We start from the raw sequence: 11992 nt of genomic DNA on the forward strand, positions 1-11992 counted from the left end.
ACTAAAAACGAGGCGCCCTGTGACGCGACGTTCCCACAGCTCCATCCCCAAGCCGCCCCAGATCTTCGACCGTGACTGGGAGTGGAGCGAGTTGACCGCTTTCGTCTCCGACGAGGAGCCAGGGCCGCGCCTCGCGGTCGTGTCCGGGCGTCGCAGACGGGGGAAGAGCTTCCTGCTCGAAGCCCTCACCGAAGCGACCGGCGGCTTCTACTTCGCCGCCGTCGAGGGCACGCGGGCCGAGGCACTGAGTCTCCTCGGCCAGGAGATCGCACGCTTCACTGACGCTCCCGTGCCGCTCCGTCCTCAGGACTGGACCGAAGCCCTGGAACTGCTCTTCGACCTGGCTGCGCAGCGCCCCGTCCCGATCGTCATCGACGAGTTCCCCTATCTGGTCCGGGGCGACGCCTCCCTCCCATCCCGCCTCCAGCGGGCCATCGGTGTCCGCGCGGGCCGTCATCTGCGCCGCCACCCCCGCATCCTCCTCTGCGGCAGCGCGATGTCGTTCATGGGCGGGCTACTGTCCGGTACGTCACCGCTGTACGGCCGCGCGGGACTCGACCTCGTCGTGCATTCCCTGGGCTACCGGGAGGCAGCCAGGTTCTGGGAAATCACCGACCCAAGGCTCGCGGTCGTCACCCACGCGGTGGTCGGCGGAACCCCGGCCTACCGACGGGAGTTCGTGGACGACGACGCGCCGACAGGACTGGACGACTTCGACAACTGGGTCTGCCGTACGGCCCTCAACCCGGCCCGTCCGCTGTACGGCGAGGCGGAGTTCCTGCTGGCCGCCGAACCCGACGTACGCGATCGCGCGCTCTACCACTCCGTTCTCGCGGCGGTCGCGGCAGGCAACCACACCAGTGGTGGCATCGCGAACGCGGTGGGCCGCAAGGCGACAGACATCTCGCAGCCACTGACGGTGCTCAAGCGGTGCGGACTGCTGACCGTGGAACCGGACGCCTTCCGCGGCAACCGCAGCGCGTATCGCATCGCCGAACCGCTGATCACGTTCCATCACGCGGTGATACGCCCCAACCAGACCCGCCTGACCCGCCAGAGCAACCCTGCGGCGGCCTGGTCCCTGTCCCGTGACACGTTCCTGAGCAAGGTCGTCGGCCCTCACTTCGAGCACCTGTGCCGCGAGTGGGTCGCCTGGCACGCCGAACCCGACACCTTCGGCGGTCTGCCCATCGACGTCACCTCGGGAACCGTCGCCGATCCTGCCGCACGGACCTCCCACGAGGTCGACGTCGTCGTACGCGGCGCGGTCGGCCAGGACCACGGCATCCTGCTGTCGATCGGCGAGGCGAAGTGGAACAAGGCCATGGACGTACGCCACCTCGACCGGCTCCGCCACATCCTGGGACTCCTCGCATCCCGAGGCATCGACACGAGCCACACCCGCCCGGCCTGTTACAGCGGCGTCGGCTTCACCTCGGCCCTGCAGGAAGCGGCCGAACGCGGCGAAGTGGTCCTCGTGGATCTGGGGCGCCTGTACGGCGGGGCGTAGACGCTCCGTCGGGCAACGCCAGTGAGGGGTGTCCCTTGACAAGGGCTCGCGCTCCACGGAAGGGCTGACGACTGGCCGTACCAGGCCGGCTGCTGTCACGGCCTCACCGAATCGGGGATCAGATACGGATTCTGAGCCCGTCCGGCGGCACTCAAGCCTCATCGCCGACACGGTTACCTGCACGGATCATTCGACGAATGCCGACCTGCGCGGCGGCCAGGTCGTCCTGGGCGCCAGGCCGGAGCGTCTTCAGGCCAGGGTCGGGCCTCGCGGTCGTTCATTGCCCGGTATGCGTCGGGTACGCGGCGCTCGCGCCGCCAACACCCTGTTCATGGCGCCCCCGGCCCGGTCCACACCGAGATCACCCACACCACCCGAGCGAACTGATCCGCGAGGGCTACGCCTGGACCGGCGTGGCAGGTGCGTCCGGTCCGCCCGGTGCGATCCCCTCGGCGAAGTCCGCCGCGACCGCGCGGACTTTGCGGTGCTGCTGGCGGGAGAGGGCGACGAGAATCTGGAAGGCGCCGGCCTCGTCGCAGCCTCTGCGGGCCATGAGCATGCCCTTGGCCCGTTCGATGAGGGCGCGGCCCTCGAGGGCCTCTTTGAGTTGCCGGTTCTCGGTCCTGAGCGTCTCCAACTCGTCGATCACCGCCAGAATCGCGCGCATGGCGTCCATGAGCATGACCGCGTTGTCCGGCGCGGAGGCGGGCGGCGAGCCCCCGGAGACATGCGCGGGGACTTCCGGCATCGTTGCTGATCCGTCGGAAGACATACGGGTCATGGTGATGGCGGAATGCCGGCTTCCACGGAGCGATCACGAAGTATGCGCAGAGTTTCACCTTCTTGTAATCAATGCGGGGGTCCGGCTATGTCTGACCTGCACTGGTGATGCTGGAGTGACTGGGGTGACTGAAGTGAGCTTCTGGGACCTTCCCCGGTAAACAGCAGGCTAATTACCGGCAGATACAGTCCGAATGGCGCACGAACCGTACGAGCTCGCTGCTAGCCTCTGGATCCGCTCCTGACCATGGAGCCCGGTACATGACCCGTACCTCTGGCACGTCCCACACCTCCCCGCGCCGCGTCGAGACCGTACGTCGCAGAGGGCCACCGCTTGCTTCTCCGCCCGTGTCCTCGGGCGGCTTCGGTGTCCGTCGCGCTGCGTCGTCACGGGCACGCACAGGGGAGCTCCATGGCGAACGTCATCAATTCCCGTACACAGGCCCGCGAAGTGGCCGATGTCGATGAAGTGGCCGATATCCAAGACTCGGGCAATACGGGCATCCAGGAGCTCGGCGGCGGAGCGCGCGGCGACGGTGCCGCGCCCCGGCTGACCGTCTTGATACCCACCCGCAACGAGCAGGAGAGCGTTCCGCTGCTGCTCGACCGGCTCGCCCCGGCTCTCGTCCCGCTGGGTGCGGAAATCCTGTTCGTGGACGACAGTGATGACGCGACGGTCCAGGAGGTCGCGGCCCTCGCGCCCGACTCCCCGGTCCCGGTCCGTCTGCTGCACCGTCCGTCCGGCGGGCGCTCAGGAGGTCTGTCCGGGGCGGTGGTTGCCGGCATGCGGGCCGCGCGCGGCGCCTGGGTCCTGGTCATGGACGCGGACCTGCAGCATCCGCCTCAGGCCGCCGCGCTGCTCGCGCGGACCGCGATGCGCGAGGGCGTCGACATCGCCGTCGGCACCCGCTACGCCGGTGCCGGGCAGTCCGAGGGCCTGGCGGGCGGCAGTCGGCAGGCGACGTCGTCGACCGCGACACGCCTGGTCAAGGCCGCTTTCCCGCGTCGTCTGGCCACCGTCAGCGATCCGCTCAGCGGTCTCTTCGCGTTCCGCAGGGACTCGATCGACGCCGACCTGCTGCGGCCCGTCGGCTTCAAGATCCTGCTGGAGATCCTCATCCGGCACCCGGCGGCCCGGGTTGCCGAGGTCGCCTACACCTTCGCCCCCCGCGAGGCGGGCCGCTCCAAGGCATCGCTGCGGGAAGGGCTCGCCTTCGTACGGCACATGGGGCGGCTGCGCAGCGGAGTGGCGGGCGGTCAGCGGCAGTTGCTGCGCATGGCGGCGTTCGGCGCGGTCGGAGCATCCGGGATCGTGGTCAACACCGCCGCGCTGTGGCTCTTCTTCGAGGTCCTCGGCGTGCATCACCTGGTGGGCGCCGCGCTCGCGACGCAGTTCTCGACGGCCTGGAACTTCGTCCTCACCGATACCGTCGTCTACCGCAAGGGACAGCGCCAAGGCACCTGGTACGGGCGCGCCGGGCGGTTCTTCGCCATGAACAACCTGCTGCTCGTCGCCCGGCTGCCGCTGCTGCAATGGCTGGTCGTCGCGGGCACGGGCGTGCTCGCCGCGAACGCCCTCACGCTGGTGGGCCTCTTCCTGCTCCGGTTCCTGATCAGCGATCGCGTGATCTACCGGGGCGGTGAGAAGAAGGTCAATCGACGCGATCCCGTGAAGATGCTGGTGGATACGGAGGCGGAGACCGCCGCGGCGCCCAGCCGCAAGCGCTCCGTCTACCTCCCCTACCGGTACGACGTCGCCGGCACCGTCACCATCGGTTCCCAGATCCGGCTGCCCGAGCTGGAGTTCTTCCGCGCGCAGTGGATCCCGGACGCGGACGTCGACATCGCCGTACGCGTCGGGGACGTCGGGCGGCGCATGCCCCGCCGACGGGCCGCCCTCACCGAGGACCACGGCGATTCGGCGGCCCTGCGCTACGAAGAGCACCTGGGCAGGTTCGGCGCCAACTTCCGGGTACGCCTCGGTCCGCCGATCACCGTCGAGGTGGGTCCGCTGCTCGCCCGTTCCCCGCACGTCGTGTACACGAACGTCGTCGAGGCACTGCTGCGGTTCGTGCTCATCTCCCGCGGGCGCATGCTGCTGCACTCCGCCTGTGTCGAGCTCGACGGGCACGGGGTGATGCTGTCCGCGCTCACCGACACCGGGAAGACGGCGACCATACTGCGGCTGCTGCGAGAGCAGGGCGGACGGTTCCTGTCGGACGACATGACCGTCGTGGACGCCACCGGGCGCGCGGTCTGCTTCCCGAAGCCGCTCACCATCAGCGCGCACACGCTGCGCGCCGTGCAGGCCGAGGACCTCACGAAGAAGGAGTGGCGCCGGCTCAACTTCCAGTCGCGGCTGCACTCCAAGGGCGGGCGGTCCATCGCGCTGATGCTGGCCCGCTTCAACCTGCCCATCATGGGCATCAACGCGATCACCCAGATCCTGATTCCACCGCCGAAGTACACCGTCGACCGGCTCGTGCCGTGCCGGCTCGGAACGAGCACCGAGGTGAAGGACCTCTTCGTCATCGAGCGCGGCACACCTGCCCTGTACGACCTCGACTCCGCCGACGCCCTGGAGCGGATGCTCGTCAACACCGAGGACGCGTACGGTTTCCCGCCGTACCGCTATCTCGCGCCCGCGCTGCGGATCGGCGGTCTCGACCACACCGAACTGCGCGCCCGGGAGCGGGAGATCCTCGCCGGTTTCCTCTCCGGCGTCCGCACCCGCGTGCTGGCGTCGGACAGCTTCGGCTGGGCCGACGAGATCCCGAGGCTGCTGGCCGGTGAACAGGCGCAGCACGTGTCCCAGGCCGTGGCCGAGGCCTGGCCGCGCTGGGGGCTGCTGCCCGGCGGCGCCGCCGCATGACCGAACGGTCCGTGCTCCCCGGGGAAGCACCCCGAACCGCCCCGGTGCCGGCACTCTCCGGCACCGGGGTCCGAGCGGCTCTGCCCCTCGTCGGCGTGCTGCTCGCCGCCGCGCTTCTCCGCTTCTACCGACTGACCGGCACCGGGTTCAACAGCGACGAGGCGGTGTACACGGGCACGTCGGCGTCCCTCGCGGGAGACGATCAACTCGGCTCGCTCTTCCCGGTGTTCAGGGCTCATCCCATTCTGTTCCAGTCGCTGGTCTCGCTCGCGCTGCGCATCCACGAGAGCGACTGGATGGCGCGCGCGGTGCCGGCGCTGCTCGGCGTGGCGACGGTCTGGCTGACGTACGCGCTGGGCCACCGGCTGTACGGGCGGCGGGCCGCGCTCATCGGTGCACTGCTGCTCGCCGTGATGCCGTACCACGTCGTCGTCAGCCGTCAGGTGCTGCTCGACGCGCCGATGGTCCTGTGCGCGACGGGCGCGCTGTACTGCGTGATCCGCTACGCCGAATCGCCCACGCCACGCTGGCTGTTTGCCGCGGGCGGCGTGCTGGGGCTCACGGTCCTGGCCAAGGAGACGTCGCTCGTCTTCCTGGGTTCGTTGTATGCCTTCTTCGCGCTGACCCCGGCCGTACGCATCCGCTGGCGGCATCTGCTGCCCGCGCTCGGAGCGGTCGGGGCGGTGGCGGTGGCGCATCCGCTGTCGCAGCTGCTGGCCGGGCATTCGAAGGCGGGCGGCAACTATCTGCTGTGGCAGATGTTCCGGCGCGCCAATCACCCCTATTACTTCTACGCGTGGGAAGTTCCCTGGGCCGTCGGCCCGTTGGTGGTGCTCGCGGCCGTGGCCGGGCTGGTGTGGCTGCGGCGCGAGAACACCTGGCGGGAGCGGCTGCTGGTGTGCTGGGTGGCCGTGCCCACGCTGTTCTTCACCGTGTGGCCGGTCAAGGGTTTCCAGTATCTGCTGCCCGCGGCACCGGTGTTCGCGGTGCTGGCCGGGCGGACGCTCACCTCGTTGCCGCGCGTGGTGCGCGCCCAGCGGGTCGCGGCGGTCATGGCCGTCTGTCTGGTGGTCGTGTCGGTCGCCGTCCCGTCCTGGCTGCGGACCGCACCCCAGACGGGGACCCGGTTCCTGGCCGGAACCGGCGGGCTGCCGGGCGGACGCGAGGCGGGCCTGTGGGTGCGTACGCACGCGCCCGAGGGCTCGCGGCTTCTCGCCATCGGACCGTCCATGGCGAACGTGGTGCAGTACTACGGGCTGCACCCGGTCTCCGCGCTGTCCGTCTCACCGGATCCCGCTCGCCGCAATCCGAGCTACCGGCCCGTCCCGAACCCGGACCGTGCCCTGCGGGAGGGCCGTTTCCAGTACCTGGTGTGGGACGCCTACACGGCTCGTCGTACACCCTTCTTCACTGCCAAGTTGCAGGACCTGGTGGGGCGTTACCACGGTGACGCGGTGTTCACGGCGCGCAACGCGGACGGGGTGCGGGTCGTGGTCGTGTACCGGGTGAACGCGTCATGAGGACGGCATTCGTCGCGATCGTACTGCTGCTCATGGCGGCGGCCACCGGCCCGGCCACCGCGGCAACCCCCGCTACCCGTACGCCCATTGATCACTTCATCTATCTCATGCAGGGCGACCGCACCTTCGACCACTACTTCGGTACCTATCCGGGAGCGGAGGGGCTGCCCGCGCAGACCCGGCAGGCGGTCGATCCGCAGCATCCGGGCGACGGTCTCCTCGCGCCGTATCCGCTGCACGGCGCCGCTCCCGTCTCGCCCGGCGCGGGGCCGCGGCTGGTACGGAAGCAGTACAACCGCGGGCGGATGGATTCCTTCGTCGCCGCCTTCGAACGGCAGGGCAGGGACGGGCGGGTGGTGATGGGCCACTACGACCGCAGGGACGTGCCCTTCTACTGGAACGCGGCCGATCGCTACGAGCTGTTCGACCACTACTTCGCCTCCTCGCTCGACGGCACCCGCGCCAACCGCGCCCACTGGGTGACCGGCGCCGCGGACCTGGACGGCCCCACCGTCTTCGACCGACTGGAAGAGGCGGGCGTCAGCTGGAAGTTCTACGTCCAGAACTACGACGCGAAGAAGACCTACCGGGCGGCCTCGGCCTCGGACACCCAGACCGTGCGGGTGCCGCTCCTCGACATCCCGCGTTTCGTCAAGGACCCGAAGCTCAACTCCCACATCGCCGATCTCAGCGAGTACTACCGGGACCTGGAGCGCGGCACGCTGCCCTCGGTGGCGTACATCGCCTCCTCGGGCGCGGGCGAGCGCTCCGAGCGGTCCGTGCCGGCCGGACAGCGGCTGGTGCGCGAGCTGACATCGGGGTTGATGGTCAGTCCGTACTGGTCGTCCTCGGCGCTGCTGTGGTCGTACGACGGCTCGGGCGGCTGGTACGACCATGTGAAGCCGCCGGCCGGGCTCGGGCTGCGGGTGCCCGCGCTGCTGGTCAGCCCTTACACGGCGCGCGGCGCGGTGCAGCACGGACAGTACGAGGCGGCGAGCGCGCTGCGGTTCGTGCAGGAGAACTGGGGGCTGAGGAAGCTGGGCGGACGCGTGTCCCAGGCCCGCAGCCTCGGCGACGCCTTCGACTTCCGTGCTCCGCCACGGCGCGCCGAGCTCATCCCCGCCGAAGCGCGTGAGGCCGCGCTTCCGGTGGCACACCGGCCCTCGCCCGTGCCCGTGTACGCGGTGTACGGCGGGGCGTGCACCGTGGTGGCGTTGTTGCTGTGGGGGGCGGTGCGGCCCAAGTGGCGTATGACATGAGGTGGTTGGTGTTTCTCGCCGTCGTCCTGGGGAGCCTGGTCCTGGTGCCGACTCCCGCACTCGCGGCGCCCCCGGTCACCGTCACGGTGCGGACGACTCCCCGACTGGCGGGCGTGCCCTTCGTGTTCGACGGACGGACGGCCGTCACGGGTACGGACGGGGTGGCACGTTTCACGGGGGCGCACGACTTCGGCGGGCACACCCTGAAGGTCGACGACAGTGAACTGGGCTCAGGCGGGCGGAAGTTCGCCTTCGCGCGGTGGGCCGGTCAGCGCGATCCCGACCAGGCGTTCCGGCGCACCGTCGAAGGGCTGCCGCTGCGGGCGGACTACACCGTGACGGCGGCGTTCACGGCCCGCTTCCGGGTGACGGTGCGCTGTGTGGACCAGGACGGCCGGGCCGTGCCCCGGGAGCGGGTGCCCTCGGTGACCGTACGCAGCGACACCGGTCATACGCGGCGGCTGCCGGTGGGCCGTCCGGTCTGGCTGGACGGGCTGTTGCCGGTGTACCGCAAGAGTGTGCTGTCCTCGCGGCGGGTCAGCTACGTCCTGCTGGCGGCCGACGCGTACGGCGCGAACACGGTCGACGCCGGACGGCAGCGGTTCCGGCCCGCCGAGGAGCGGTCCGTGACCTTCGCGACGCCCTTCCACGATCTGACCGTCTCGGCGCAGGACGCCGTGTTCGGTTCGGCGACCGGCAGCGGAGCACGCGTCACGCTGCCCGACGGGACCGTACGCAGTATGCCGTTCGGCACGGACGGGACCGCGACGCTACGGGATCTGCCGCACGCTCAGTACGAGGTGGAGGTGACCGGGGGCAAGGGGCTGCGGGCCGCGCAGCAGATCCGGCTCTCGCGGACCCAGGCCGTGCAGATGCGCGTGGTCAGCCGGGTGGATCTGGTGCTGGCCGTCGGGACGGTGGCGGCCGTGGCGGTCGGGCTGCTCCTGGTGGGACGGGTACTGCGCCGACGGTGGGATGAAGGGTGACGTCGAGGAGAGGGACCGCACTGCGGGTCGGCCCTGCCCTTGTGGTGGCCGGGCTGGCCCTGGTCGTGGCCGGGCTGCTGTTTCCGCCGTCCGCCGTGGCGTCCCGGGCCGGCGCACCGGTGACCGTGGGCTCGGCGGACCGGACCCGGACGCCGCTCCTCGCGTACTACTACCAGTGGTTCCAGCGCTCCTCCTGGCAGCGGGCCAAGACCGACCACCCGCGCCTGGGCCGGTACTCGAGCGACGACGCGTCCGTGATCCGTACCCATATCGGATGGGCCCGGTCGGCCGGCATCGACGGTTTCGTGGTGAGCTGGAAGTCCAGTGCCGTCAACAACCGGCGTCTGGAGCTGCTGCTGACCGAGGCACGGGCGCAGGACTTCAAGGTGGCGGTCATCTATCAGGGGCTCGACTTCCGGCGCCGTCCGCTCGCGGCGGCCCGGGTGGCCGCCGATTTCCGTCTTCTGCACGACCGTTACGCACGCGACCCTGCCTTCTTCCGGCTCGGCGGGAAGCCGCTGACGGTGTTCAGCGGGACCTGGGAGTACGCGACCGCGGACATCGCGCGGATCACCGGGCCGGTACGCAAGGGGATGCTCGTCCTCAGCACGGAGAAGAACCCGGAGGGCATCCGCAGGCTGGCACGGGTCACCGACGGGGACGCGTACTACTGGTCGTCGGTGAACCCGGACACCAACGACCGGCACTCGGTGAAGCTGCGCGCCATGGCCGAAACCGCGCACCGCGCGGGCGGCTACTGGATGGCGCCGTTCGCGCCCGGTTTCGACGCACGCCTCGTCGGCGGCACCAAGTCGGTGCCGCGCGACGACGGCCGCACGCTGCGTACCGAGTACGCGGCAGCCGTGGCCTCACGCCCGGATGTGCTCGGGCTGATCAGCTGGAACGAGTTCAGCGAGAACTCGCATGTGGAGCCGTCGGTGGCACACGGGACGCAGGCCTTGGACGAACTGCGTCGGCTGCGCGGAGTTCCCGCGTCCGCCTCTCCTTCCGTGCCGCCCGCCTCCTCGGGAGCCGCCCGTCATGAACCCCTCGGCTACTGGCCCGGGTTGCTGCGAATCGTCGGCTGCGCAGTGCTGCTGATGGTCTCGGTCGCGGCGCTGGCCCGGCTGCGGGGCGTCAGGACGAGAAGAGAGAGAAGAACATGAACAGAACGACCTTCAGAGTGCCCATGCCCAGGAGAACGCATCGCGCCGTACTCGCCCTCGCAGTGGGGGCGAGTACGGCGCTGTTGCTCACCGCTCCGGCGCACGCCGAACTTCCGGGCGCCAGCTCACAGTTGACCCGGGCGCCGTACCTCTCGGACGCCACGACCACCTCGGTGCAGGTGAACTGGGCGACCACGACGCAGAGCCGAGGCTCGGTCCGTTACGGCCCGCTGGGCAACTGCTCCGCTCAGACGGCGACTTCGGCGACGCTGGGCAGTCCGATCACCGTGGGGACGACCCGGGAGTACGCCAGTTCGGTGACGCTGACCGGCCTGAGCGCGAGCACCGGCTTCTGCTATCGCGTCTACACAGCGTCCGGGACGGACCTTCTGGGCACGCTGCCCACACCGAGCTTCACCACACCGGAGTCAGCCTCCTCGACGGCGCCCTTCACCTTCGCCGTGCTCGGCGACACGGGCGAGACCGCGAACAGCGGGGTCAACGACGGCTCGGTGAACGCGAACCAGGCCCAGATCATGAGTCTCATCGCATCCAGCGGCTCCCGTTTCGTCGTCCAGACCGGCGACAACACTCACCCGGGGACCTCGCAGACCCAGTACGGGGACCTCAACCAGACCGGCCCCAATGTGAGTTCATGGTTCGGGCCGTCCTACTGGGCACAGCCCGGCATGCGGATTCCACTCCTCGGCACGGTCGGCAACCACAGCTCGACGGCCACCTATCTGTCGGTGTGGAAGCAGCCGGCGCTGACGGCCTCGTCGGGCGGGGTCTTCGCGATGGTCGACTATCCCTCGTACCTCGGCTCGAACGCGATCAGCTACCCGACGACGTACTACGCCTTCACCACCGGTGGCATCCGCTTCTACGTCCTCACCACGGCGTGGGGGAACTCCAACACCGGTAACGCGACAGGCGGTTCCTGCGGTTCGCACTGCGAGATCTACGAGCAGGACGCGCACGCCCACTGGCAGCACGGATCCGCCGAGTACGAGTGGCTGAAGGCGGATCTCGCGGCCCATCCGACCGGGGCGAAGTTCGCCTTCTTCCACTTCCCGCTGCACTCGGACAGCGCGAGCGAGCCCAGCGACAGCTATCTCGCGGACGTCGAGCAGACGCTCGCGAACGCCGGTGTCGACCTCGTCTTCAACGGCCACTCGCACATCTACCAGCGCAACGCGACGACTCCGGTCACGTATGTGACGGGCGGCGGAGGCGCGGACGTCAGCTCCGTGGGCGCCGAAGGCTGTTCGAGCACGGATGCGTACGCCGTCGGCTGGTCCTACAGCCGCAACCGCGGCTCGGCCTGCGGCACCGCACCCGTCCCGACGGACGACGCGCAGGTCTACCACTTCCTGAAGGTCTCGGTGGACGGCACATCGGTGACGGTGACACCCACCAACGCGCTGGGCCTGGCCTTCGACGTGCAGAACTACACGGTCACCCCCTGACACGGCCGGCAGCAGTACGCCGCCACGGTGTCAATGCCTCCCTTACTCCACCCATGCGTTGAGCGGTCAGCCCTCCGGCAGCCGCGCCCCTCTGCTCACCGCGATCCGCAACGCGTCCCCCAACGCTTCGGCCAGTCGTACACCGGCGAAGCGCAACTCCCGTTTCCCCGCGCCCGGTTCGTCGAACAGCGACTTGGCCGCGTCCAGGACGTACGCGGCCGAGCCGAGCAGTTCCGTCTCCAACTCATCGGAGCAGCTACAGCAACGCCAACGGGGGGCATGCGTCGAGATCACCGACGACTTCCCCGGCGTCGTCCCCGTCCGCGACAGCGAACCCCCACGGCCCCGTACTCGTCGTCCCAGCCGCCGCCTGGGACGGGTTCGTCAACTCCCTGAAGGCGTAACGCACGATGGTGCCCCGTACGCGAAC

9 protein-coding genes and 1 pseudogene are annotated in these 11992 nt (G+C 69.8%); 8 read left to right on the forward strand and 2 right to left on the reverse strand.

Annotation, left to right across the window (positions count from 1 at the left end):
• The first annotated feature begins 19 nt into the window (after window positions 1-19).
• Window positions 20-1510, forward strand: coding sequence for an AAA family ATPase (locus tag OP79_RS33045; RefSeq protein WP_245685539.1), 1491 nt, complete (start codon window positions 20-22; stop codon window positions 1508-1510).
• A 397-nt stretch (window positions 1511-1907) separates the two neighbouring features.
• Here the strand turns inward: OP79_RS33045 and OP79_RS50655 are convergent, their stop codons facing one another.
• Window positions 1908-2282 carry an ANTAR domain-containing response regulator gene (locus OP79_RS50655; RefSeq protein ID WP_157857394.1) on the reverse strand — a complete coding sequence of 125 codons (375 nt, stop codon included), beginning with the start codon at window positions 2280-2282 and terminating at the stop codon, window positions 1908-1910.
• Window positions 2283-2702: 420 nt separating this feature from the next.
• Between OP79_RS50655 and OP79_RS50660 the strand changes: the two genes are divergently transcribed.
• From OP79_RS50660 to OP79_RS33080, 6 genes are read left to right on the forward strand one after another with little or no spacing between them, the layout of a single operon-like run.
• On the forward strand, window positions 2703-5162 hold the full coding sequence (locus OP79_RS50660) for a glycosyltransferase (RefSeq protein WP_051745105.1): 2460 nt from the start codon (window positions 2703-2705) through the stop codon (window positions 5160-5162).
• Entirely contained in the window at window positions 5159-6682 is a 1524-nt protein-coding gene (locus OP79_RS33060; RefSeq protein WP_078492157.1) for an ArnT family glycosyltransferase, read from the forward strand. Before OP79_RS50660 ends, OP79_RS33060 begins: the two co-directional genes overlap by 4 nt.
• Window positions 6679-7941 carry an alkaline phosphatase family protein gene (locus OP79_RS33065; protein WP_033325443.1) on the forward strand — a complete coding sequence of 421 codons (1263 nt, stop codon included), beginning with the start codon at window positions 6679-6681 and terminating at the stop codon, window positions 7939-7941. Before OP79_RS33060 ends, OP79_RS33065 begins: the two co-directional genes overlap by 4 nt.
• Window positions 7938-8927, forward strand: coding sequence for a hypothetical protein (locus tag OP79_RS33070; protein ID WP_157857395.1), 990 nt, complete (start codon window positions 7938-7940; stop codon window positions 8925-8927). Before OP79_RS33065 ends, OP79_RS33070 begins: the two co-directional genes overlap by 4 nt.
• Window positions 8924-10093, forward strand: a complete 1170-nt coding sequence (locus OP79_RS33075) for an endo-1,3-alpha-glucanase family glycosylhydrolase (RefSeq protein ID WP_078492158.1) — start codon at window positions 8924-8926, stop codon at window positions 10091-10093. Before OP79_RS33070 ends, OP79_RS33075 begins: the two co-directional genes overlap by 4 nt.
• A 23-nt stretch (window positions 10094-10116) precedes the next feature.
• Complete coding sequence (locus OP79_RS33080; protein ID WP_169786231.1) at window positions 10117-11562, forward strand: purple acid phosphatase family protein; 1446 nt, start codon at window positions 10117-10119, stop codon at window positions 11560-11562.
• Between the two features lie 66 nt (window positions 11563-11628).
• Here the strand turns inward: OP79_RS33080 and OP79_RS33085 are convergent, their stop codons facing one another.
• A complete protein-coding gene (locus tag OP79_RS33085) occupies window positions 11629-11805 on the reverse strand; it encodes a hypothetical protein (RefSeq protein ID WP_211270911.1) in 177 nt (58 codons plus the stop codon).
• A 62-nt stretch (window positions 11806-11867) separates the two neighbouring features.
• Here OP79_RS33085 and OP79_RS58630 point away from each other — a divergent pair.
• Window positions 11868-11966: pseudogene (locus OP79_RS58630) on the forward strand (DUF397 domain-containing protein); the annotation flags it as partial.
• Window positions 11967-11992: the final 26 nt, after the last annotated feature.

Source organism: Streptomyces yerevanensis, from assembly GCF_000716805.1.
Classification (GTDB): domain Bacteria; phylum Actinomycetota; class Actinomycetes; order Streptomycetales; family Streptomycetaceae; genus Streptomyces; species Streptomyces flaveus.

What these genes read in the sequence shown, in the direction of transcription:
- OP79_RS33060 (WP_078492157.1), top strand. Translation starts at nt 5,159, where the DNA reads ATGACCGAACGGTCCGTGCTCCCCGGGGAAGCACCCCGAACCGCCCCG.
- OP79_RS50660 (WP_051745105.1), top strand. Translation starts at nt 2,703, where the DNA reads ATGGCGAACGTCATCAATTCCCGTACACAGGCCCGCGAAGTGGCCGAT.
- OP79_RS33080 (WP_169786231.1), top strand. Translation starts at nt 10,117, where the DNA reads ATGCCCAGGAGAACGCATCGCGCCGTACTCGCCCTCGCAGTGGGGGCG.
- OP79_RS50655 (WP_157857394.1), bottom strand. Translation starts at nt 2,282, where the DNA reads ATGTCTTCCGACGGATCAGCAACGATGCCGGAAGTCCCCGCGCATGTC.
- OP79_RS33065 (WP_033325443.1), top strand. Translation starts at nt 6,679, where the DNA reads ATGAGGACGGCATTCGTCGCGATCGTACTGCTGCTCATGGCGGCGGCC.
- OP79_RS33070 (WP_157857395.1), top strand. Translation starts at nt 7,938, where the DNA reads ATGAGGTGGTTGGTGTTTCTCGCCGTCGTCCTGGGGAGCCTGGTCCTG.